This is a genomic window from Streptomyces sp. NPDC059828 (assembly GCF_042731955.1).
In the GTDB taxonomy this organism is placed as follows: Bacteria; Actinomycetota; Actinomycetes; order Streptomycetales; family Streptomycetaceae; genus Streptomyces.
Map to the genome: position 1 here is coordinate 79,299 of NZ_JBHWIW010000011.1, position 22,071 is coordinate 101,369.

The 22,071-nt window shown below is 70.2% G+C and carries 20 protein-coding genes, 1 tRNA gene and 1 pseudogene; 15 read left to right on the forward strand and 7 right to left on the reverse strand.

All coding sequences use genetic code 11. The annotated features are described in order from the left end of the window. The first annotated feature begins 349 nt into the window (after positions 1–349). From aroC to ACFV6V_RS09740, 5 genes are all read left to right on the forward strand, one after another. Complete coding sequence (aroC, locus tag ACFV6V_RS09720; RefSeq protein WP_385561643.1) at positions 350–1,534, forward strand: chorismate synthase; 1,185 nt, start codon at positions 350–352, stop codon at positions 1,532–1,534. 47 nt (positions 1,535–1,581) lie between these two features. Further along, positions 1,582–2,064, forward strand: a complete 483-nt coding sequence (locus ACFV6V_RS09725; protein WP_385561805.1) for a shikimate kinase — start codon at positions 1,582–1,584, stop codon at positions 2,062–2,064. After that, on the forward strand, positions 2,061–3,161 hold the full coding sequence (aroB, locus tag ACFV6V_RS09730; protein ID WP_385561646.1) for a 3-dehydroquinate synthase: 1,101 nt from the start codon (positions 2,061–2,063) through the stop codon (positions 3,159–3,161). Before ACFV6V_RS09725 ends, aroB begins: the two co-directional genes overlap by 4 nt. Continuing rightward, on the forward strand, positions 3,158–3,598 hold the full coding sequence (locus tag ACFV6V_RS09735) for a type II 3-dehydroquinate dehydratase (RefSeq protein ID WP_361285936.1): 441 nt from the start codon (positions 3,158–3,160) through the stop codon (positions 3,596–3,598). The genes aroB and ACFV6V_RS09735 overlap by 4 nt, the downstream gene beginning before the upstream one ends. A 133-nt stretch (positions 3,599–3,731) precedes the next feature. Further along, positions 3,732–4,703 carry an AAA family ATPase gene (locus ACFV6V_RS09740; RefSeq protein ID WP_385561649.1) on the forward strand — a complete coding sequence of 324 codons (972 nt, stop codon included), beginning with the start codon at positions 3,732–3,734 and terminating at the stop codon, positions 4,701–4,703. Positions 4,704–4,750: 47 nt separating this feature from the next. Here ACFV6V_RS09740 and ACFV6V_RS09745 read toward each other — a convergent pair. Then, positions 4,751–5,041: pseudogene (locus ACFV6V_RS09745) on the reverse strand (LuxR C-terminal-related transcriptional regulator); the annotation flags it as partial. A 98-nt stretch (positions 5,042–5,139) separates the two neighbouring features. On the opposite strand from ACFV6V_RS09745, the gene ACFV6V_RS09750 reads away from it, so the two are divergent. After that, positions 5,140–5,213, forward strand: a tRNA-Met gene (locus tag ACFV6V_RS09750). Positions 5,214–5,498: 285 nt separating this feature from the next. Here ACFV6V_RS09750 and ACFV6V_RS09755 read toward each other — a convergent pair. The 5 genes from ACFV6V_RS09755 to ACFV6V_RS09775 form a co-directional block, all read right to left on the reverse strand. Continuing rightward, the gene (locus ACFV6V_RS09755) at positions 5,499–5,810 is read right to left on the reverse strand and encodes an SCO5918 family protein (protein ID WP_385561652.1); all 312 of its coding nucleotides are present in this window, start codon (positions 5,808–5,810) and stop codon (positions 5,499–5,501) included. A gap of 52 nt (positions 5,811–5,862) precedes the next feature. Beyond that, the gene (locus tag ACFV6V_RS09760) at positions 5,863–6,264 is read right to left on the reverse strand and encodes a CBS domain-containing protein (protein ID WP_385561655.1); all 402 of its coding nucleotides are present in this window, start codon (positions 6,262–6,264) and stop codon (positions 5,863–5,865) included. 46 nt (positions 6,265–6,310) lie between these two features. Further along, entirely contained in the window at positions 6,311–7,825 is a 1,515-nt protein-coding gene (locus tag ACFV6V_RS09765; protein WP_385561658.1) for a DEAD/DEAH box helicase, read from the reverse strand. Positions 7,826–8,150: 325 nt separating this feature from the next. After that, positions 8,151–8,354, reverse strand: a complete 204-nt coding sequence (locus ACFV6V_RS09770; RefSeq protein ID WP_385561661.1) for a cold-shock protein — start codon at positions 8,352–8,354, stop codon at positions 8,151–8,153. 613 nt (positions 8,355–8,967) lie between these two features. Beyond that, positions 8,968–9,306 (reverse strand): MerR family transcriptional regulator, encoded by a 339-nt coding sequence (locus ACFV6V_RS09775; protein ID WP_385561663.1) that lies wholly within the window; start codon positions 9,304–9,306, stop codon positions 8,968–8,970. A 1,426-nt stretch (positions 9,307–10,732) separates the two neighbouring features. Here ACFV6V_RS09775 and ACFV6V_RS09780 point away from each other — a divergent pair. From ACFV6V_RS09780 to nusB, 3 genes are read left to right on the forward strand one after another with little or no spacing between them, the layout of a single operon-like run. Continuing rightward, entirely contained in the window at positions 10,733–11,848 is a 1,116-nt protein-coding gene (locus tag ACFV6V_RS09780) for a M24 family metallopeptidase (RefSeq protein ID WP_385561666.1), read from the forward strand. A 59-nt stretch (positions 11,849–11,907) separates the two neighbouring features. Next, entirely contained in the window at positions 11,908–12,474 is a 567-nt protein-coding gene (efp, locus tag ACFV6V_RS09785; RefSeq protein ID WP_361288018.1) for an elongation factor P, read from the forward strand. 2 nt (positions 12,475–12,476) lie between these two features. Beyond that, a complete protein-coding gene (nusB, locus tag ACFV6V_RS09790; RefSeq protein WP_385561669.1) occupies positions 12,477–12,908 on the forward strand; it encodes a transcription antitermination factor NusB in 432 nt (143 codons plus the stop codon). Between the two features lie 305 nt (positions 12,909–13,213). Here nusB and bldD read toward each other — a convergent pair whose 3' ends face one another. After that, positions 13,214–13,714, reverse strand: coding sequence for a transcriptional regulator BldD (gene bldD / locus ACFV6V_RS09795; protein WP_017945577.1), 501 nt, complete (start codon positions 13,712–13,714; stop codon positions 13,214–13,216). A gap of 221 nt (positions 13,715–13,935) precedes the next feature. Between bldD and pyrR the strand changes: the two genes are divergently transcribed. From pyrR to carB, 6 genes are all read left to right on the forward strand, one after another. Next, positions 13,936–14,511 (forward strand): bifunctional pyr operon transcriptional regulator/uracil phosphoribosyltransferase PyrR, encoded by a 576-nt coding sequence (gene pyrR / locus ACFV6V_RS09800; protein ID WP_385561671.1) that lies wholly within the window; start codon positions 13,936–13,938, stop codon positions 14,509–14,511. 131 nt (positions 14,512–14,642) lie between these two features. Beyond that, positions 14,643–15,629: an aspartate carbamoyltransferase catalytic subunit gene (locus tag ACFV6V_RS09805; protein ID WP_385561674.1), complete on the forward strand. Its 987-nt coding sequence runs from the start codon at positions 14,643–14,645 to the stop codon at positions 15,627–15,629. A gap of 2 nt (positions 15,630–15,631) precedes the next feature. Next, positions 15,632–16,918 carry a dihydroorotase gene (locus ACFV6V_RS09810; RefSeq protein ID WP_385561676.1) on the forward strand — a complete coding sequence of 429 codons (1,287 nt, stop codon included), beginning with the start codon at positions 15,632–15,634 and terminating at the stop codon, positions 16,916–16,918. Continuing rightward, positions 16,915–17,550 (forward strand): hypothetical protein, encoded by a 636-nt coding sequence (locus ACFV6V_RS09815; RefSeq protein ID WP_385561679.1) that lies wholly within the window; start codon positions 16,915–16,917, stop codon positions 17,548–17,550. The genes ACFV6V_RS09810 and ACFV6V_RS09815 overlap by 4 nt, the downstream gene beginning before the upstream one ends. Next, on the forward strand, positions 17,547–18,686 hold the full coding sequence (carA, locus tag ACFV6V_RS09820; protein WP_385561682.1) for a glutamine-hydrolyzing carbamoyl-phosphate synthase small subunit: 1,140 nt from the start codon (positions 17,547–17,549) through the stop codon (positions 18,684–18,686). Before ACFV6V_RS09815 ends, carA begins: the two co-directional genes overlap by 4 nt. Further along, entirely contained in the window at positions 18,679–21,987 is a 3,309-nt protein-coding gene (carB, locus tag ACFV6V_RS09825; protein ID WP_385561685.1) for a carbamoyl-phosphate synthase large subunit, read from the forward strand. Before carA ends, carB begins: the two co-directional genes overlap by 8 nt. Positions 21,988–22,071: the final 84 nt, after the last annotated feature.

Sequence of the window (22,071 nt, forward strand, 5' to 3'; positions counted from 1 at the left end):
GGGCCTGGGGAGACCCCATGCTCGGGCTCCAAGGGGGCAGGGGAGAGCCCGCGCCGCTGATGCCGCTGGCTGATGCTCGAGGACCGCATGGGCCGGAGCCGGGCGCGGTTCCGCGGCCGGGCGGAGTTCCGCGGTGCGTTCGGGGGTTCGCGGTGCGCCCTGACACGTGCGGTGGGCCGGAGGACCCGTACGCAAACGCCGGACGGGCTGCGTGGCGAAGGCGCCCGCGTCCGATAGCTGGACCACGATCAGCTGCGCGCCCCGGGGCATGGGAGGATCAAAGGAGGCGGACCAGGGCCGCGCCCCAGGTCGCGCCGTCGCATTCCAGGCGCGAGCAAGAGGAGCACCGTTGAGCAGGTTGCGCTGGCTGACCGCGGGAGAGTCGCACGGCCCCGCACTGGTGGCGACGCTGGAGGGCCTTCCCGCCGGCGTCCCGGTCACCACCGAGATGGTGGCCGATCACCTGGCCAGGCGGCGCCTCGGCTACGGACGCGGTGCGCGGATGAAGTTCGAGCGGGACGAGGTCACCTTCCTCGGCGGCGTACGGCACGGGCTCACGCTCGGCTCCCCGGTCGCGGTCATGGTCGGGAACACCGAGTGGCCCAAGTGGGACAAGGTCATGGCAGCCGACCCGGTGGACCCGGACGTGCTCGCCGAGCTGGCCAGGAACGCTCCGCTGACCCGCCCCCGCCCCGGCCACGCGGACCTCGCCGGAATGCAGAAGTACGGCTTCGACGAGGCCCGGCCGATCCTGGAGCGCGCCAGCGCCCGCGAGACCGCCGCCCGTGTGGCCCTCGGCGCCGTGGCGCGCTCCTACCTCAAGGAGACCGCGGGCATCGAGATCGTCTCGCATGTCGTGGAGCTGGCCGCCGCGAAGGCCCCGTACGGCGTGTACCCGACGCCCGCCGATGTCGAGAAGCTGGATGCCGACCCGGTGCGCTGCCTCGACGCCGACGCCTCGAAGGCGATGGTCGCCGAGATCGACCAGGCCCATAAGGACGGCGACACCCTCGGCGGAGTGGTCGAGGTCCTCGCCTACGGAGTGCCCGTCGGCCTCGGCTCCCATGTCCACTGGGACCGGCGCCTGGACGCCCGGCTCGCCGCCGCGCTCATGGGCATCCAGGCCATCAAGGGCGTCGAGGTCGGTGACGGTTTCGAGCTGGCGCGGGTGCCCGGCTCCAAGGCGCACGACGAGATCATCGCCACTGCGGAGGGCATCCGGCGCACCTCCGGCCGGTCCGGTGGCACCGAGGGCGGGCTCACCACCGGGGAGCTGCTGCGGGTGCGTGCCGCGATGAAGCCGATCGCGACCGTGCCCCGGGCCCTGAAGACCATCGACGTGGCCACCGGTGAGACCGCCGCCGCGCACCACCAACGCTCCGACGTGTGCGCCGTGCCCGCTGCCGGGATCGTCGCCGAGGCCATGGTGGCGCTGGTGCTCGCCGACGCGGTCGCCGAGAAGTTCGGTGGTGACAGCGTCATCGAGACCCGTCGCAACGTACAGACGTACCTCGAGCACCTGGCCATCCGGTGAGCGACGCACACGCGGCCGCAGGCCCGCGGGTCGTGCTGATCGGGCCGATGGGCGTCGGCAAGTCCACCGTCGGCGCTCTGCTGTCCGAGCGGCTCGGCATCGGCTACCGGGACACCGACGCCGATATCGTCACCGCGGAAGGCCGGGAGATCTCGGACATCTTCATCGAGGACGGCGAGCCGCGCTTCCGCGAGCTGGAGCGCGCCGCGGTACGGACCGCGGTCGCCGAGCACACGGGCGTGCTCTCCCTCGGTGGGGGAGCGGTCCTCGACGAGGGCACCCGGGAGCTGCTGGCCCCCCTGCCCGTGGTCTATCTCTCCATGGACGTCGAGGAGGCCGTGCGGCGCGTCGGGTTGAACACCGCCCGCCCGCTGCTCGCCGTCAACCCGCGCCGGCAGTGGCGAGAGCTGATGGACGCCCGGCGCCATCTCTACACCGAAGCCGCGCGCGTCGTCGTCTCCACCGACGGGCGCACCCCCGAAGAGGTCGCCCAGGCGGTCCTCGACGCACTCGAATTGAAGGACGCATGACGGACCAGGACCAGGCAGTCACTCGCATCCAGGTCGCCGGCACGGCGGGCACCGACCCGTACGAGGTGCTCGTCGGCCGTCAGCTGCTCGGTGAACTCCCGGGGCTGATCGGCCCCCGGGCCAAGCGCGTCGCCGTCATCCACCCCGAGGCGCTCGCCGGGACCGGCGAGGCGATCCGCGAGGACCTCGCGGGCCAGGGGTACGAGGCGGTCGCCATCCAGGTGCCCAACGCCGAAGAGGCGAAGACCGCGGAGGTCGCCGCGTACTGCTGGAAGGCACTCGGGCAGACCGGGTTCACCCGCACCGATGTCCTCGTCGGCGTGGGCGGCGGCGCCACCACCGACCTCGCCGGATTCGTGGCCGCGAGCTGGCTGCGCGGAGTGCGCTGGATCGCCGTGCCGACGACGGTACTCGGCATGGTCGACGCGGCCGTCGGCGGCAAGACCGGTATCAACACCGCCGAGGGCAAGAACCTGGTGGGCGCCTTCCACCCACCGGCCGGCGTCCTCTGCGACCTCGGCGCGCTCGACTCGCTCCCGGTCCACGACTACGTCAGCGGCATGGCAGAGATCATCAAGGCCGGTTTCATCGCGGATCCGGCGATCCTCGAGCTGATCGAGGCGGACCCGCAGGGCGCACGCACCCCGGCGGGACCGCACACAGCCGTGCTGATCGAGCGCTCCATCCGGGTCAAGGCCGAGGTCGTCTCCAGCGACCTCAAGGAATCCGGGCTGCGCGAGATCCTCAACTACGGCCACACGCTGGCGCACGCCATCGAGAAGAACGAGCGCTACAAGTGGCGGCACGGCGCGGCGGTCTCCGTCGGCATGGTCTTCGCCGCCGAGCTGGGCCGACTGGCCGGGCGGCTGGACGACGCGACCGCCGAGCGCCACCGCACCGTGCTCGAGTCGGTCGGGCTCCCGCTGACCTACCGCGGCGACCAGTGGCCCAAGCTCCTGGAGACCATGAAGGTCGACAAGAAGTCCCGCGGCGACCTGCTGCGCTTCATCGTCCTGGACGGACTGGCCAAGCCGACCGTGCTGGAGGGCCCCGACCCGGCCGTGCTGCTCGCGGCCTTCGGAGAGGTCTCCGCGTGAGCCGCCGCGTGCTCGTCCTCAACGGACCCAACCTCGGGCGGCTGGGCTCCCGCGAACCCGATGTGTACGGCGCCACCTCGTACGCGGGTCTCGTGGACGCGTGCCAGGGCCTCGGTAAGGAACTCGGCTTCGACGTCGACGTACGAGAGACGAACGACGAGGGCGAGATGATCCGCTGGCTGCACGAGGCGGCCGACGGTTCCCTCCCGGTCGTCCTCAACCCCGGTGCGTTCACGCACTACTCGTACGGAATGCGCGACGCGGCGGCCCAGCGGACCGCGCCGCTCATCGAGGTGCACATCTCCAACCCGTACGCACGCGAGGAATTCCGCCACACCTCGGTGGTCGCCGCGGTCGCGTCCGGTACGGTCGCCGGATTCGGGATCGGCTCGTACCTGCTGGCCCTGCGGGCGCTGGCGGACGAACTCGGCGGCTGAACAGGACCGGTACGGGCACTCAGTACCGGTCCCGGGCGTTCCCCTTGCGGGGGCAGGGGAGGGTACGGTTCGATCCGGGCCGGTCAACTGCCGCCCGACCAGCATGAACTCGCACGAGACGGAGTGGCACCGGATGCACGACGCAGTGGGGGCTCCACTGCCGCCAGGCGGACCGGGACCCGGACAGGGGCCGGCCGCATGGGGGCACCGGCAGCAGGCTCAGCACCCCGCCCCGCCGCCGCGCCCCCCGCACCCGGTCGCCCACCAGCCGGGCCCGCCACAGGGCCCGCCTGGCCGGCATCCGGGTGCTCCCGCTCAGCATCCGGGCCCGCCGCCGCAGGCTCCACCTGCCAGGCACCCGGCTGGGCCCGCCCAAGGGACGCCCGCCCCGCCACAGGCCCCGGTCGCACCCGGCTGGACCGCTCCTGCCCAGCCGAGCCACACCTCGGTACCCGAGTCGCCGCCCGACAGCACGGGATACGTGCGGCTGCCCCCCGGTGGACCGGTACCGGTGCCCACGTCCGTGCCACCCGACAGCGGGACCGGCGCCGCCACGCTCGCCGTGCTGCTCATCGGCCCGGCCGGTGCCGGAAAGACGACCGTGGCCCGCCACTGGGCATCGGCCCGCCGGGTGCCCACCGCCCACATCAGCCTGGACGACGTCCGCGAATGGGTCTGCTCCGGTTTCGCCGACCCACAGTCAGGCTGGAACGACCAGTCCGAGGCCCAGTACCGCCTCGCCCGCCGCACCTGCGGATTCGCCGCGCGCAACTTCCTGGCCAACGGCATCTCCTGCATACTCGACGACGCGGTCTTCCCGGACCGCCCGGTCGTCGGGCTCGGCGGCTGGAAACGCCACGTGGGCCCTGGACTGCTCCCCGTGGTCCTGCTGCCCGGCCTCGATGTGGTCCTCGAGCGCAACGCGGAACGCAGCGGCAACAGGCGCCTCTCCGACGAGGAAGTCGCCAGCATCCACGGCAGGATGGCCGGCTGGTACGGCTCGGGCCTGCCGATCATCGACAACTCGAACTGCGACGTCGAGACCACCTCCCGCATCCTGGACGAGGTCCTGGCACGCGCGCTGGCGAGCCCCCCGGCCTGGTAACCCCCTTCCCGCCACCGTGCTGGACCGGATGCGGTCCCGGCACCGGACTACGGCTCGATCAAGCCCACCCGGATCGCATAGCGCGCGAGCTCCAGCCTGTCCTTCGGACCCCAGTTTCCTGGAAGGGTTGGAGCAGTGGCGCTCGACCGTCTTGACGCTGAATCACGAGAAGGCCGGCGATCTCCTGCGAGCTGTGACCCTCTGCGACGAGTTCGAGGATCTCCTCCTCGCGGTCGGCGACGGGCTTCAGGACGTAGCCGGTCGCGTCCTGCCGCCACCGCTCCGAAGAGGTACCGCTCGTTGTCGTACATGGTCAGGACGAGGATGCGCGTCCGCGGACGGCACGCGGGCGGCCAGGAGACCGAGCGGCAGTGCCGACCCACACGCACATCCGGTAGGGCGCAGGCCAGCCATGCCGTAGAGTTCTGTGCACCGACGCGGGGTGGAGCAGCTCGGTAGCTCGCTGGGCTCATAACCCAGAGGTCGCAGGTTCAAATCCTGTCCCCGCTACTGACTCAGTACAGCAGGGCCCGACGTGTAGGCGTCGGGCCCTGTGCCGTTTGGCCCCCGGCAGAGGGCATGACTTCGCGTACCCGCTTGCGAGTCCGGTTGGGGGCCTGGCGGCACGCGGGCCGGTAGTAGAGGGAGTCACCAGGGGAGACGGTCGCACCGCCGACATCGTGTGGGTGGGACCCCCGGTACCTGGCGGGGGCCGGATCGCCTCAGTCCGTGGCAGGAGGGTTCGCGGCCGGGGAACAACCCCCGGGAGCCGGCGTCTCGTGTCTGACCGTCGGCTCAGACGGCCCCCGGGGTGCCATGCATGGCGGAAGCCCGTGGGAACGGGCTGAGGGCGCTCGTGGTCGCGGGGATGCGGGGGAGGCCGGGACAGGTGAAGCCGAGCTTGGTCATGGCCCGGATGACTTCACTGGCGCTGAAGTCGCGGCGGTCTTGGCGTGTGATGATCTGCCCGACCTGCTTGACGGGGTAGGTGTGGCGGCCGATGATCACGGACTCGCCGGTGACCTGCTCGGGCTTGACGCCCTTCATGGATTCCAGGACGCCTCTCTTGGTGAGGTCGAACGGGAAGCGGGCGATGACGCAGCGCATGATGCCTCACAGGGAGAGGTTGGAAGGGGCGGATCCTGTCGCGGTGAGTTGGTCAGCGGGCGAGGGCGAGGATGTCCGGAGCGCTGCCCTGTTCGTCGACGACGGGCAGGGCGGCGGGTCGGCGGTGGCGCATCGAATGCGCGGCTTCGGGCGTGGTGGTCACGGGCGGCATGAACGGCCAGTCGTCGCCGAGGATGTCGCGCAGCTGGACCCGGTCCGTGTACGCGGAGCTGTCACGGAATGCGGCGAGTTGGGCCTGGGTGACCAGTTCGGTGCACAGGCCGTCGTTGTCGCAGACGAGCAGGTGCCCGGAGCGGGCGCTGTCCATGACGGACAAGGCGACCTCGATGGTCATGTCGTCCCAGACCTGCGGTCCGGCTGTCGTGGCGTCGGTCTCCGACTCGTGCACGGGGGTGGCATTCGCCGAGCGGGGCTGCATCTGAACCAGCGTCAAAACGTGCCTCCTGCAGAGATGGGTCAGTTTCCTGATCACGAAGGTTCTAGGCCGCCGCGCCGAAGGAGGAATGCCGCACGGTCACGCGCCGGGCGGCCGAAGCGGGGCTGCGTCGGCTGCGTGGGGCCACGCCGCGCTTGCGCCGCTCGGTCACCGGCGTGGTGATCGTCACCGGGATACCGGAGGGGGGCTGGGCGCCGGTGATCCGGCTGAGTGCCTCCTCGCCGGATCGGACCTGGGTGGTCCGGGGCACGATGCCGGCAGCCCTCATGAGACGGGCCATGGCGCGGCGCTGGTTGGGAGTGACGAGGGTGACGACGCTGCCGGACTCGCCGGCACGCGCGGTACGGCCGCCGCGGTGAAGGTAGTCCTTGGGGTCGGTCGGCGGGTCGACGTTGACGACAAGGTCGAGGTTGTCGACGTGGATGCCGCGGGCCGCGACATTCGTGGCGACCAGCACGGTGATGTGCCCGGTCTTGAACTGGGTGAGTGTGCGGGTGCGCTGCGGCTGTGACTTCCCGCCGTGCAGGGACGCCGCGCGGACACCGCTGTTCAGGAGGTCCCGCGTGAGGCGGTCCACGGCGTGCTTGGTGTCCAGGAACATGATCACCCGTCCCTCGCGCGCCGCGATCTGGGTCGTCGTCCGACGCTTGTCGTCGCCGTCCACGTGCAGGACGTGGTGTTCCATCGTGGTGACCGCGCCCTGGGAGGGATCGACGGAGTGGACCACGGGGTCGGTGAGGTAGCGGCGGACCAGAAGATCGACGTTACGGTCCAGGGTGGCGGAGAACAGCATCCCCTGGCCCTCGGGGCGTACCTGGTCCACGAGGGCGGTGACCTGCGGCATGAAACCCATGTCCGCCATCTGATCGGCCTCGTCGAGGACGGTGACCGCGACCTGGTCCAGCCGGCAGTCACCCCGGTCGATGAGGTCCTTGAGACGGCCCGGCGTTGCGACGACGACCTCGGCACCACCCCGCAGCGCACTGACCTGCCTGCCTGCCGATACTCCGCCCACGACAGTGGCCAGGCGCAGCTTCACCGCACGGGCGTAGGGGGCGAGCGCCTCGGTCACCTGCTGCGCCAGCTCACGTGTCGGCACGAGGATCAGGGCCAGCGGCTGACGTGGTTCGCCGCGTTGCCCGGCGGTCCGGGCCAGCAGCGCCAGTCCGAATGCCAGGGTCTTGCCGGACCCGGTACGCCCGCGACCGAGGACGTGACGGCCCGCCAGAGCGTTCGGCAAGGTCGCGCCCTGGATCGGGAACGGCACCGACAGGCCCTCCGCGGTGAGCGCGGCCAGCAACTCCTCGGGCATGTCGAGGTCGGCGAACGCCTCGACGGCGGGCAGCGCCGGAGTGATCGTCTTCGGCAGGGCGAACTCGCCCTGCGCTGCGGCGGGCCGCCGGCCTTGGCCGCCCGAGCGGCTCGGACGCCCAGAACGGCTCGCAGCGGGTGAGCCGAAGCGGTCACCCTTGCCCGCACCCGTGCCATAGCGGAAAGCAAGGCCGCCGGTGCGGCGGCTGGCGCGGGAGGAGCGGTCGTTCGTACGAGCGGGGTTCATTCAGAACCTTCCTTGATACGGCACGCATCAAGGAATTCCGCCGCGAAAGACTAGCGCGGGAAATCGCAGGAACGGGCCGAATGAAATGCGAAAGCGTGTGGCCTGCAGTGAATCCAATGCGGCGCAGCCGAAGAAATAGGTGACGCCATGTGGACGTCGAATTCGGCTCCGAAAAGGCAGGCGTTGACCGTGCGCTCACCTGTGGCGAAGCCGCTTCCATGACTGCTGGCGTCACCCGATCGGCGGCCACTTTGAACGAGCTCACCAGGGGCAATGCTCGTATCCGGGGCCCTCGGCCGCCCCGGTCCACAGGGCGCGGTAGATGTCAGGCGGGAACGATGTTCTCGGCCGTCGGGCCCTTCTGGCCCTGCGCGATGTCGAACGTGACCTTCTGGCCTTCGGCCAGTTCACGGAAGCCCTGGGCGGCGATGTTCGAGAAGTGGGCGAACACGTCAGCGCCGCCACCGTCCGGCTCGATGAAGCCGAAACCCTTGGCCGCGTTGAACCACTTCACGGTGCCTGACGCCATGTCATATCTCCTTTGGGGGCCTGCGGTGCGCCGGGAACCCCTCATGCGGGGGGCCGGGTCGCCGCGATGACGCCCCGTCCGGAAAGGACCGCCAGTACGAAACGCTTCCAGCAGCTGAAATTGCTGGCAAGGCGCCTGAAGTTGGGAACCACAACTGCAACTGATCTCGACAGTAGCATGCGGTAGTGGCCCGCGTACGGAAAAGGATTCCACTTGGCTAATTGCGGTAAAAACGCTCCCGGCGTCGCGTGCTAAACCCTCACCTCGCGGTCACAGACATTGATCCGCCCGGACCGCAGTGTTTCAGGAGGAGCGGTCGTCTTCGCGCATGGAGGCGACTACGCCCGGCGACACGATTCGCACCGCTCAGGCGGCGCCGATTTCATCGGCCCGTACGCCGGTCCGCCGCAGATCAGGGCCGCGCAGCTATGGCGGCGCGACCCTGATCATGAGCGGCACAGCAGAACGCATGCCGAGACGTGAGCGAAGTCCGAACGCCGCGACAGCTGACGTAGACGCCATTTTGGCGCACACCATCCCGCGGCCACGGAAGACGGCCCTGCGTCGCGCACCCTCATGTGTGCGGGATCCGCCCGACGCTGCAGGCCCTGGATCAGACCTCGGTCGTCGGGTTCGCCGATTCGGCGGCGCGGCGGTATTCGGTGTTGATGCGCTGGGCTTCTTCGAGCTGGTCCTCGAGGATGATGATGCGGCAGGCTGCCTCGATGGGGGTGCCCTGGTCGACGAGTTCGCGCGCGCGGGCCGCGATGCGCAGTTGGTAGCGGGAGTAGCGGCGGTGGCCGCCCTCGGAGCGCAGCGGTGTGATCAGGCGGGCTTCGCCGATGGCGCGGAGAAAGCCCTGGCTGGTGCCGAGTATTTCGGCCGCCCGACCCATCGTGTAGGCGGGGTAGTCGTCGTCATCGAGACGGCCGAAGGAGTCGTCTGCGGTCATTGCACCTCTCTGGGAACGCGTCGAGGGGCCCTGGCGCCTACTGGCACCAGGGCCCCGAAGGAACTACTACACCATCCGCCGGCCCCAGTACTGCGCCGGCCTTCTGTTTCCGCACACTCACCTGGGAGAAGATGAGGAATGCGGGGATCGCGGTTGCTTGACCGAAGACCACCTCGCTCACGATGTCCTGCGGTACCCGGGTTCAGACGTCCACCCGGGCGATCCTGATGGCGCCCGTTCCTCCGTTCTTCCTCTTGATCCATCACTTGCCAAACCGGAACTGCGTACTGCTGTAACGCGGGGTACTTCTTGCACTGCTGGTGTTGCGTACTACTGGTGGCCTCGCCGAGCGCCACGCTTCGCAGCCGGCCCCGTCGCCTGTCTCCGCTGGCTTGGGAACCCGCCCTGCCGAACTGCCCGGTACGTGCGCCCGCAGCCGACGCCTTTACCGGGGCCCTGCTCACTGACTTCACTGCTGGGTGCTGCGAACTGCACTTACGAGTACTGCACTGCGTCAACTGCGGTACTGCTCACGGCGGCCCCTGAACTGCGGGCCCCGGCCCGGTCGTCAGCCCCGTCGCCGTCCTGCAACCACTCTGGCTTCGGAACTCCACCACCGACCCGTCCTGCGCACTGCAACTGCAGGTACTGCCGCCCGGCACTTCTCTGCCGGGCCCGGATGTCCATCTCACGGCTACGAGAGAAACCATAACCACATCACCGCCCAATGTCTACTTTGGCCAACGTAGATTTTCATCCGTCTGGGGGTGAGGTCATCGCGTGCGGACAGCGATGATGACGGGATCAAGCCGGAATCACCGCCCCAGGCCGGGGCGCAGGCACGGTAGGCGCAAGGGCGGGCATCGGCCGACCACGTGGGGATCGTCTCCGTCGCCGGTGGTGTCGCCGCCGCGGCGCTGGCCATCGTGACGAACGCGGTTGTCGGACTGCTCGTCCTCTCCCTGTCCTCGCCGTCCTCGGTCCCGTCATCGCAGGGCACGCGGCGCACCTGCTTGTCCGCGCCCTGCGGGCCGTGTCAGCGCTGCTGCCCGGCCGAGGCTCCCCGGCTCGCCCGGCAGACACCATGCCTGCCGGGCCTGCCGGGGACTCGGCCCCCGACGTCCGGCTGACGCGGAGCGATGGGCGCGCGCAGGGCGGCCCCGTCATGCCAACCGCTGGGCCGAAGGGGTGACGGGGACATGCGTGGGACACGGAGGCGGCGCCCGCCGTGGAGCGGGGCACAGGGAATCGGTGGGAGCAGGCCTTCTGCCACCGCAAAGCCGGGGTGGCCGGGGGCTTGCAGCGGGGGCGCCGGAGGGGAGACCCGGAATGCCGGGCACTCGGGTGCCGGACGGTCCACCGTCTTCGTGCCCCGCACGGCCGCGCTCGACCGGCCGAATCGTCCCCGCGCTCTTACGCTCGAGTCATGTCCGAGGTGTTCGCCGCCCGACGAGGGCGGCTGCGGGACAGGTTCGCAGCCGCGGGAAGCGCCGCGGCGCTGGTGTCGCGGCCTGCCAATGTCCGCTATCTCGCAGGGGCCGCGCCCCCAGGCGCCGTACTGCTGCTCGGTCCCGAGGGGCCGGGAGGGGACACGCTCGTGTGCCCCAGCACCCCGTCGGGTGACGCGCTGGAAGGCAGGCTTGACGACGAGATGCGGCAGACCGTGCTGTCCGCCGACGGCGGTGACCCCGCCGTCGCTGCGGCACAGGCCGCACGTACGGCCGGTGCCGATTCCCTCGCCGTCGAGGAGCACCACCTCACCGTCGCCCGGCACCGGGCCCTCGGCTCCGTCGCAGCCCAGCTGCTCCTGTGCGATCTGGGCGGGGCTGTCGAGCAGCAGCGGACGGTCAAGGACGAGGACGAGATCGCCTGCATCCGGATCGCCGCCGAGATCGCCGACCAGGCCCTCGGTGAACTCCTCGAATCCATTCTCGTCGGCCGTACCGAGCGCCATCTCGCCCTCGAACTGGAGCGGCGCCTCGTGGACCACGGCGCCGACGGCCCCGCCTTCCCCACCAGTGTGGCCACCGGGCCCAACGCCGGACTGAGCGGACACCGCCCCTCCGACCGACGGGTCGAGGAAGGTGACTTCCTCTCCGTCTGCCTCGGCGCCAACTACCGTGGCTACCGTTGCGAGATCGGCCGGACCTTCGTCATCGGCACCACCCCGGCCGACTGGCAGATCGAGCTGTACGACCTCGTCTTCGCCGCTCAGCGCGCCGGACGGGAGGCCCTGGCGCCCGGCGTCGCATACCGCGACGTGGACCGGGCGGCCCGCCAGGTACTCACCGGCGCGGGGCACGCCGACGGCCTCACACCCTGGATCGGGCACGGCGTAGGACTCGAAATCGACGAGGACCCGCAGCTGGCCCCTGCGGCCATGGGTAAACTGGACGCTTGTGTGCCGGTCACCGTCGAACCGGGGGTCCACCTCCCGGGCCGGGGCGGGGTCCGGATCGATGACACGCTCGTCGTGCGCCAGGAGGCGGACGGCGGACCCGAGCTACTCACCATCACGACCAAGGAGCTGCTCGCGCTGTAGGCGCGGACCTTCGCACTCCTGGGTCGTCCACCAGCGTCAGTCCAGGAGATTCCGCAACCGTGGCCACCACGAACGACCTCAAGAACGGCATGGTGCTCAAGCTCGACAACGACCAGCTCTGGTCCGTCGTCGAGTTCCAGCACGTCAAGCCCGGCAAGGGCCCGGCCTTCGTGCGCACCAAGCTCAAGAACGTGCTGTCCGGAAAGATCGTCGACAAGACCTTCAACGCCGGCATCAAGGTCGAGACGGCCACCGTCGACCGCCGCGACATGCAGTTCTCGTACATGGATGGCGAGTACTTCGTCTTCATGGACATGCAGACGTACGACCAGCTGCACGTCTCCCGTCCCGCGGTCGGCGACGCCGCCAACTTCCTCATCGAGGGCTTCACCGCCACCGTGGCGACGCACGAGGGCGAGGTGCTCTACGTCGAGCTCCCGGCCGCGGTCGAGCTCGTCATCCAGGAGACCGAGCCCGGCGTCCAGGGCGACCGCTCCACCGGTGGCACCAAGCCCGCCACCCTGGAGACCGGCTACACCATCCAGGTGCCGCTCTTCATCACCACCGGCGAGAAGATCAAGGTCGACACCCGTTCCGGCGACTACCTCGGCCGGGTGAACAGCTAACCGTGGCTGCCCGCAACAAGGCCCGCAAGCGCGCCTTCCAGATCCTCTTCGAGGCCGACCAGCGCGGGGCCTCCGTGCAGACGGTCCTCGCCGACTGGATCCGGCACGCCCGGACCGACGACCGTCAGCCGCCGGTGAACGAGTACACGATGGAGCTGGTCGAGGGGTACGCGAAGCAGGCGGACCGTATCGACGAGCTCATCGCCACCTACTCGGTCGGCTGGACGCTCGACCGCATGCCGGTGGTGGACCGCAACATTCTGCGGCTCGGTGCGTACGAGCTGGTCTGGGTGGACGAGACTCCGGACGCGGTCGTGATCGACGAGGCGGTCCAGCTGGCCAAGGAGTTCTCCACGGACGAGTCCCCCTCGTTCGTGAACGGGCTCCTCGCCCGCGTGAAGGACCTCAAGCCGAGCCTGCGCCGCGAGGCATAGTTCTCCGTTCTCGCCACGGTGGCCCCGCAGTACACGTACTGCGGGGCCACCGTGTTTCGGTGCGGCGGCCGACAGCCGCTCCACGCCGTCTCGGGCAAGCCCGACGAGGCCCGAGCCTGTCCTGGCCCTGACGAAGCCAGGGGGAGACGGAGGACGGGCACCGCGGAGCCGCAACGGGGTGCGGCACGCCGCGACCCGACGGCCCGGCGCCGCGAGACCCCACGGGACGCGGCCGCGCCGGAAACGCCGCCGGGCCGGCAGAAGCTCTCGCTCCCCCCGGCCCGGCGGCACGTTTCTGCGGAGTCTCAGCCCTCTTCGTGGGCGACCGCACGCCTCGCATCCGCGTCCAGCACGCCCCAGCTGATCAGCTGCTCGGTCAGGACCGACGGGGACTGGTCGTAGATCACGGCAAGGGTGCGCAGGTCGTCCTGGCGGATCGAGAGCACCTTGCCGTTGTAGTCGCCGCGCTGGCTCTGGATCGTCGCGGCATAGCGCTGAAGCGGCCCCGCCTTCTCCGCGGGTACATGGGCCAGGCGCTCCAGATCGAGAACGAGCTTCGGCGGCGGCTCGGCGGCTCCGCCAGGCGTGGTGCCCGGGAGGAGCTCCTGCACCGGGACGCCGTAGAAGTCCGCCAGCTCGGCAAGGCGCTGAACGGTCACGGCGCGGTCGCCGCGCTCGTAGGACCCGACGACAACGGCCTTCCAGCGGCCCTGGGACTTCTCCTCCACCCCGTGGAGCGAGAGCCCCTGCTGGGTGCGGATGGCGCGGAGCTTGGCCCCGAGCTGCTTTGCGTATTCGCTGGACATATAGCTCCCCGGACACTGAATCGACGTGCGGCTCGGCCGCGCGGCTGGTCACTCACTGTGAGGTTACGCAGCGTGATTTGGCTGCGTCAAGCCGAAAGGTCCGTGCGACCCTCCCGAGGGGTGTGACCAGGGCACCTGTCAGCGCCTGGTACCGTGGACGACGCACATTCCGACGTCCTTTAAGGTCCGTCCCGTGAGGCGGAGAAGGAGGTCCGTTTCGTATGGACGCACACAGCTCCGATGCCGCGCGCCCCGTCCTTGAGGGCCCCGACATCGCGCGGGTACTGACCCGCATCGCACACGAGATCGTCGAACGCGCCAAGGGCGCCGAAGACGTGGTGCTCCTCGGCATCCCGACGCGCGGGATCCATCTTGCCCGCCGACTCGCCGACAAGCTCGCCGAGATCACCGGACGCACTGTTCCGGTCGGTTCGCTCGACATCACCATGTACCGCGATGACCTGCGGCTTCGTCCCGCTCGGGCCCTCGCGCGCACCGAAATTCCCGCAGACGGCATCGACGGCCGTCTGGTCGTTCTCGTCGACGACGTGCTCTTCTCCGGGCGCACCATCCGCGCCGCCCTCGACGCACTGGGCGACATCGGCCGCCCGCGCGCCGTCCAGCTGGCGGTGCTCGTCGACCGCGGCCACCGGGAGCTGCCGATCCGCGCCGACTACGTCGGGAAGAACCTGCCCACGTCGCTCCGGGAGACGGTCAAGGTCCAGCTCGCCGAGGAGGACGGTCGCGACACCGTGCTGCTCGGCGTGGGTGAGACCGCCCCCGCCGGTCAGCCGTAGCACCTCGTACGGTCCGGGACAGCCCTTCCTCCCGGACACCGCGCCCGCCCGGCTCAAGGCACCGCGCCCCGCGGTTCTGCGCCTGCGCGCCCGCATGCCCCGCATACCGCCACACACCGGAGCACACCCAGATGAAGCGTCACCTCATCTCGGCCGCCGACCTCACCCGTGACGACGCCGTCCTCATCCTCGACACCGCCGAGGAGATGGCACGGGTCGCCGACCGGCCGATCAAGAAGCTGCCCACTCTGCGCGGACGGACCGTCGTCAACCTCTTCTTCGAGGACTCGACGCGTACCCGGATCTCCTTCGAGGCCGCCGCGAAGCGGCTCTCCGCCGATGTCATCAACTTCTCCGCCAAGGGGTCGTCCGTCTCCAAGGGCGAGTCCCTGAAGGACACCGCGCTCACCCTGGAGGCGATGGGCGCCGACGCGGTCGTGATCCGCCATCACGCCTCCGGCGCGCCCTACCGGCTCGCGAACTCGGGCTGGATCGACGGCGCCGTCGTCAACGCGGGCGACGGTACGCACGAGCACCCCACCCAGGCCCTGCTGGACGCCTTCACGATGCGCCGCCGCCTCGTCGGCCGGGACGCGGGCATGGGGCGCGACCTGGATGGCCGGCGGATCACGATCGTCGGCGACGTGCTGCACAGCCGGGTGGCCCGCTCGAACGTCCATCTGCTGCACACCCTGGGCGCCCAGGTCACCCTCGTGGCTCCGCCCACGCTGGTCCCGGTCGGCGTCGGGGCCTGGCCGTGCGAGGTCTCGTACGACCTGGACAGCGTGCTGCCGAAGTCCGACGCGGTGATGATGCTGCGGGTGCAGCGTGAGCGGATGAACGCCGCGTTCTTCCCGACCGAGCGCGAGTACTCGCGCCGCTACGGCCTCGACGGGGACCGGATGGCCCGGATGCCCGAGCACGCCGTCGTGATGCATCCCGGGCCGATGAACCGGGGCATGGAGATCACCGCCGAGGTGGCCGACTCGGACCGCTGTACCGCGGTCGAGCAGGTGGCCAACGGTGTGTCCATCCGGATGGCCGTCCTCTACCTGCTGCTCGGCGGTTCCGAACCCGCCGCGTCCGTCACGAACGCCCGCACCGAGGAGACGAAGTAACCATGAGCAAGATCCTTATCCGTGGCGCGAAGGTACTCGGCGGCGAGGCGCAGGACGTCCTGATCGAGGGCGAGACGATCGCCGCGGTGGGCGCGGAGCTGGACGCCGGCGATGCCACCGTCATCGAGGCCCAGGGCAAGATCCTGCTGCCCGGCCTGGTCGACCTGCACACTCATCTGCGCGAGCCCGGGCGGGAGGACTCCGAGACCGTCCTCACCGGCACCCGCGCCGCCGCCAGCGGTGGCTACACCTCCGTGTTCGCGATGGCCAACACCTTCCCGGTCGCCGACACCGCGGGTGTGGTCGAGCAGGTGTGGCGCCTCGGCCGGGAACACGGCTACTGCGACGTGCAGCCCATCGGCGCCGTCACCGTGGGCCTGGAGGGCAAGAAGCTCGCCGAACTCGGCGCGATGCACGAGTCCGCCGCGGGTGTCACCGTGTTCTCGGACGACGGCAAGTGCGTGGACGACGCGGTGATCATGCGCCGGGCCCTGGAGTACGTGAAGGCCTTCGGCGGGGTCGTCGCCCAGCACGCCCAGGAGCCGCGGCTGACCGAGGGCGCCCAGATGAACGAGGGCGTCGTCTCGGCCGAGCTGGGCCTGGGTGGCTGGCCCGCCGTCGCCGAGGAGTCGATCATCGCCCGCGATGTGCTGCTCGCCGAGCACGTCGGCTCTCGCGTCCACGTCTGCCATCTGTCGACGGCGGGCTCGGTCGCGATCGTCCGCTGGGCCAAGTCCCGCGGTATCGACGTCACCGCCGAGGTCACCCCGCACCACCTGCTCCTCACCGACGAGCTGGTCCGTACGTACAACCCGATCTACAAGGTCAATCCGCCGCTGCGGACCGAGCACGACGTCATGGCGCTGCGCGAGGCCCTCGCGGACGGCACGATCGACATCGTCGCCACCGACCACGCCCCGCACCCCCACGAGGACAAGGACTGCGAGTGGGCCGCGGCGGCGATGGGCATGGTCGGCCTGGAGACGGCCCTGTCCGTCGTCCAGCAGACGATGATCGAGACCGGACTGCTGACCTGGGAGGGCGTCGCGGACCGGATGTCCTTCGCCCCCGCCCGGATCGGAAGGGCCGACGGCCACGGCCGTCCCGTCTCGGCTGGTGAGCCCGCCAACCTCACCCTGGTCGATCCGGCATACCGTGGAACCGTGGACCCCGCGGGCTTCGCCTCCCGCAGCCGCAACACCCCCTACGAGGGCCGTGAGCTGCCGGGTCGCGTCACCCACACCTTCCTGCGGGGCCGGGCGACGCTCATGGACGGGAAGCTGGCGTGACACCTGCACTGATCAATCTGGCGGCCGAACCGGTCGGACCGAAGTCCGCGGAGGTGACCGACTGGGCCGCCCGCATCGGCTGGGTGCTGGGCCTCCTGCTCTTCGTCGCCCTCGTCTACTGGCTGATGCGCCAGGGCTGGAAGTGGCGTGGCGAACTCCAGTCGGATCTGCCCGGGCTGCCCACCGTGCCCGAAACCCCGGGACCCGCGCGGCTGAGCCTCAGCGGCCGGTACCACGGCTCGACCAGCGCGGGCCAGTGGCTCGACCGCATCGTGGCGCACGGCCTCGGCACCCGCAGCCGCGTCGAGCTGAGCCTCACCGACGCCGGTGTCGGCGTCGTACGCCCCGGGGCCACCGACTTCCTCATTCCGGCCGCCGCCCTGCGCGGGGCACGGCTGGACAAGGGCATCGCCGGCAAGGTCCTCGCCGAGGGCGGACTGCTGATCATCACCTGGGAGCACGGCGAGCGGCAGATCGACTCCGGCTTCCGCTCCGACCACGCGGCCGAGCACGCCGCCTGGGTCGAGGCCGTCAGCGCACTCAGCCCGGCAACCGCGAAGCACACCGAGATCCCGACAGACCCGACAACCGCGCAGCACACCACGATCCCGACGGAAGGCGCCGCACGATGACGACCTCCACCAGGGGAACCCGCGTTCCCGCCGTACTCGTCCTGGAGGACGGCCGCACCTTCCGCGGCCGCGCCTACGGGGCCGTGGGGGTGACCTTCGGCGAGGCCGTGTTCTCCACCGGTATGACCGGCTACCAGGAGACCCTCACCGACCCCTCGTACCACCGCCAGGTCGTGGTGATGACCGCCCCGCACGTCGGCAACACGGGCGTCAACGACGAGGACCCCGAGTCATCCCGCATCTGGGTGGCCGGATACGTCGTGCGTGACCCCGCCCGCATCCCCTCCAACTGGCGCTCGCGGCGCTCCCTGGACGAGGAGCTGGCCCGCCAGGGTGTCGTCGGCATCAGCGGCGTCGACACCCGCGCCCTCACCCGCCACCTGCGTGAGCGGGGAGCGATGCGGGTCGGAATCTTCTCCGGGAACGCACTGCCCGACGAGGGCACGATGCTCGCCGAGGTGCGCCAGGCACCCGAGATGAAGGGCGCCGACCTCTCCGCCGAGGTCGCCACCAAGGAGCCCTACGTCGTCCCCGCGGTCGGTGACAGGAAGTTCACCGTCGCCGCCGTCGACCTCGGCATCAAGGGCATGACCCCGCACCGGATGGCCGAGCGCGGCATCGAGGTGCACGTGCTGCCCGCCACCGCGACCGCCGACGACGTCTACGCCGTGAACCCGGACGGGGTGTTCTTCTCCAACGGTCCCGGTGACCCGGCCACCGCCGACCACGCCGTATCCGTGATGCGGGCCGTGCTCGAGCGCAGGACGCCGCTGTTCGGCATCTGCTTCGGCAACCAGATCCTGGGCCGGGCGCTCGGCTTCGGCACGTACAAGCTCAAGTACGGCCACCGTGGCATCAACCAGCCCGTACAGGACCGCACGACCGGCAAGGTCGAGGTCACCGCGCACAACCACGGATTCGCCGTCGACGCCCCGCTCGACAAGGTCTCCGAAACCCCCTTCGGCCGCGCCGAGGTCTCCCATGTCTGCCTCAACGACGACGTGGTGGAGGGCCTCCAGCTGCTCGACCAGCCGGCCTTCAGTGTCCAGTACCACCCCGAAGCCGCCGCAGGCCCGCACGACGCCGCGTACCTGTTCGACCGCTTCGTCTCCCTGATGGAGGGCCAGCGTGCCTAAGCGCACCGATATCCAGTCCGTCCTGGTCATCGGCTCCGGCCCGATCGTCATCGGCCAGGCAGCCGAGTTCGACTACTCCGGCACCCAGGCCTGCCGGGTCCTCAGGTCCGAGGGCCTGCGGGTCATCCTGGTGAACTCCAATCCGGCGACGATCATGACCGACCCGGAGATCGCCGACGCCACCTATGTCGAGCCGATCACCCCCGAGTTCGTCGAGAAGATCATCGCCAAGGAGCGCCCCGACGCCCTGCTGCCCACCCTCGGCGGCCAGACCGCGCTCAACACCGCGATCTCCCTGCACGAGGCCGGGACGCTGGAGAAGTACGGCGTCGAGCTCATCGGCGCGAACGTCGAGGCCATCAACAAGGGCGAGGACCGCGACCTCTTCAAGGGCGTCGTCGAAGCCGTCAACCGCAAGATCGGCCACGGCGAGTCCGCCCGCTCGGTCATCTGCCACTCCATGGACGACGTGCTCAAGGGCGTCGACACCCTCGGCGGCTACCCGGTGGTCGTCCGCCCCTCCTTCACCATGGGCGGTGCCGGATCCGGCTTCGCGCACGACGAGGACGAGCTGCGCCGCATCGCGGGACAGGGCCTCAGCCTGTCGCCCACCACCGAGGTGCTCCTGGAGGAGTCCATCCTCGGCTGGAAGGAGTACGAGCTGGAGCTGATGCGCGACAAGAACGACAACGTCGTGGTCGTCTGCTCCATCGAGAACTTCGACCCGATGGGCGTGCACACCGGTGACTCCATCACCGTCGCCCCGGCGATGACCCTGACCGACCGCGAGTACCAGATCCTGCGCGACATCGGCATCGCCGTCATCCGCGAGGTCGGTGTGGACACCGGCGGCTGCAACATCCAGTTCGCCGTCGACCCCGAGGACGGCCGGGTCATCGTCATCGAGATGAACCCCCGGGTCTCCCGGTCCTCGGCGCTGGCATCCAAGGCCACCGGCTTCCCGATCGCGAAGATCGCGGCCCGGCTCGCCGTCGGCTACACCCTGGACGAGATTCCCAACGACATCACCGAGCAGACCCCGGCCTCCTTCGAGCCGACGCTCGACTACGTGGTGGTCAAGGCCCCGCGCTTCGCCTTCGAGAAGTTCCCGTCCGCCGACAACACCCTCACCACCACCATGAAGTCGGTGGGCGAGGCCATGGCGATCGGCCGCAACTTCACCGAGGCGCTCCAGAAGGCGCTGCGCTCCCTGGAGAAGAAGGGCTCGCAGTTCGACTTCACGAGCCCCCTCGGCGACAAGGCCGAGCTGCTGCGTGATTCCGCCCGTCCCACCGACGGCCGGATCAACACCGTGATGCAGGCGATCCGCGCCGGTGCCACCCCCGAGGAGATCTTCGAGTCCTCGAAGATCGACCCCTGGTTCGTGGACCAGCTCTTCCTCATCAAGGAGATCGCCGACGAGCTGGCCGCAGCCGGCAAGCTCGACCCCGAGCTGCTCGCCGAGGCCAAGCGGCACGGCTTCTCCGACGCCCAGATCGCCGGGATCCGCGGACTGCGCGAAGACGTGGTCCGCGAGGTGCGGCACGCCCTCGGCATCCGGCCCGTCTACAAGACGGTCGACACCTGCGCCGCCGAGTTCGCCGCGAAGACCCCGTATTTCTACTCCTCGTACGACGAGGAGACCGAGGTCTCCCCGCGCGAGAAGCCCGCCGTGATCATCCTCGGCTCGGGACCCAACCGCATCGGCCAGGGCATCGAGTTCGACTACTCCTGCGTCCACGCCTCCTTCGCGCTCAGCGAAGCGGGCTTCGAGACCGTGATGGTCAACTGCAATCCGGAGACCGTCTCCACCGACTACGACACCTCCGACCGGCTCTACTTCGAGCCGCTCACCCTGGAGGACGTGCTGGAGATCGTCCACGCCGAGACCCTCGCGGGCCCGGTCGCCGGTGTGGTGGTCCAGCTCGGCGGGCAGACCCCGCTGGGCCTGTCGCAGGCGCTCAAGGACAACGGCGTCCCGGTCGTGGGCACCTCGCCCGAGGCGATCCACGCCGCCGAGGACCGCGGCGCCTTCGGCCGCGTACTCGCCGAGGCCGGGCTGCCCGCCCCCAAGCACGGCACCGCGAGCACCTTCGCCGCGGCCAAGGCGATCGCCGACGAGATCGGCTACCCCGTCCTCGTGCGCCCGTCGTACGTGCTCGGCGGCCGCGGCATGGAGATCGTCTACGACGAGACCCGCCTCGAGTCGTACATCGCCGAGTCCACCGAGATCAGTGCCGACCGCCCCGTGCTGGTCGACCGCTTCCTCGACGACGCCATCGAGATCGACGTCGACGCCCTCTACGACGGCACCGAGCTCTACCTCGGGGGCGTCATGGAGCACATCGAGGAGGCCGGGATCCACTCCGGCGACTCCGCCTGCGCGCTACCCCCGATCACCCTCGGCGGCTACGACATCAAGCGGCTGCGGGCCTCGACCGAGGCGATCGCCAAGGGCGTCGGTGTGCGCGGACTGATCAACATCCAGTTCGCGATGGCCGGCGACATCCTGTACGTGCTGGAGGCCAACCCGCGCGCCTCACGTACCGTTCCGTTCACCTCCAAGGCCACCGCCGTGCCGCTCGCCAAGGCCGCCGCGCGGATCTCGCTCGGCGCCACCGTCGCCGAGCTGCGTGCGGAGGGCCTGCTGCCCGCTGAGGGCGACGGCGGCACGCTGCCGATGGACGCCCCCATCTCCGTCAAGGAGGCCGTGATGCCGTGGAGCCGCTTCCGCGACATCCACGGGCGCGGCGTCGACACCGTCCTCGGCCCGGAGATGCGCTCCACCGGTGAGGTCATGGGCATCGACTCGGTCTTCGGCACCGCTTACGCCAAGTCCCAGGCAGGCGCCTACGGCCCGCTGCCCACCAAGGGCCGCGCCTTCATCTCCGTCGCCAACCGCGACAAGCGCTCGATGATCTTCCCGGCCCGTGAGCTGGTGGCCCACGGCTTCGAGCTGCTCGCCACGTCCGGCACGGCGGAAGTGCTCAAGCGCAACGGCCTCAACGCCACCGTCGTGCGCAAGCAGTCCGAGGGCGAGGGCCCGAACGGCGAGCGGACCATCGTCCAGCTGATCCACGACGGCCAGGTCGACCTGATCGTCAACACCCCGTACGGCACCGGCGGCAGGCTCGACGGCTACGAGATCCGCACGGCGGCCGTGGCCCGCGGAGTCCCGTGCCTGACGACGGTCCAGGCGCTCGCCGCGGCCGTCCAGGGCATCGACGCGCTCAACCACGGAGGCGTGGGAGTGCGCTCACTCCAGGAACACGCGGAACACCTGACCGCGGGCCGCGAGTAGCAGCCGAGAGGGGGACACCGGCAACGGTGTCCCCCTCTTCATGAAGGCACCTGTCTGACACATGTCTCCGTGAGGACACAGGAC

Coding starts and splice junctions, on each gene's coding strand:
- ACFV6V_RS09725 (WP_385561805.1), top strand. CDS start 1,582: ATGGGCGTCGGCAAGTCCACCGTCGGCGCTCTGCTGTCCGAGCGGCTC.
- aroB (WP_385561646.1), top strand. CDS start 2,061: ATGACGGACCAGGACCAGGCAGTCACTCGCATCCAGGTCGCCGGCACG.
- ACFV6V_RS09740 (WP_385561649.1), top strand. CDS start 3,732: ATGCACGACGCAGTGGGGGCTCCACTGCCGCCAGGCGGACCGGGACCC.
- ACFV6V_RS09755 (WP_385561652.1), bottom strand. CDS start 5,810: ATGCGCTGCGTCATCGCCCGCTTCCCGTTCGACCTCACCAAGAGAGGC.
- ACFV6V_RS09765 (WP_385561658.1), bottom strand. CDS start 7,825: ATGAACCCCGCTCGTACGAACGACCGCTCCTCCCGCGCCAGCCGCCGC.
- ACFV6V_RS09770 (WP_385561661.1), bottom strand. CDS start 8,354: ATGGCGTCAGGCACCGTGAAGTGGTTCAACGCGGCCAAGGGTTTCGGC.
- ACFV6V_RS09775 (WP_385561663.1), bottom strand. CDS start 9,306: ATGACCGCAGACGACTCCTTCGGCCGTCTCGATGACGACGACTACCCC.
- ACFV6V_RS09780 (WP_385561666.1), top strand. CDS start 10,733: ATGTCCGAGGTGTTCGCCGCCCGACGAGGGCGGCTGCGGGACAGGTTC.
- bldD (WP_017945577.1), bottom strand. CDS start 13,714: ATGTCCAGCGAATACGCAAAGCAGCTCGGGGCCAAGCTCCGCGCCATC.
- pyrR (WP_385561671.1), top strand. CDS start 13,936: ATGGACGCACACAGCTCCGATGCCGCGCGCCCCGTCCTTGAGGGCCCC.
- ACFV6V_RS09805 (WP_385561674.1), top strand. CDS start 14,643: ATGAAGCGTCACCTCATCTCGGCCGCCGACCTCACCCGTGACGACGCC.
- ACFV6V_RS09810 (WP_385561676.1), top strand. CDS start 15,632: ATGAGCAAGATCCTTATCCGTGGCGCGAAGGTACTCGGCGGCGAGGCG.
- carA (WP_385561682.1), top strand. CDS start 17,547: ATGACGACCTCCACCAGGGGAACCCGCGTTCCCGCCGTACTCGTCCTG.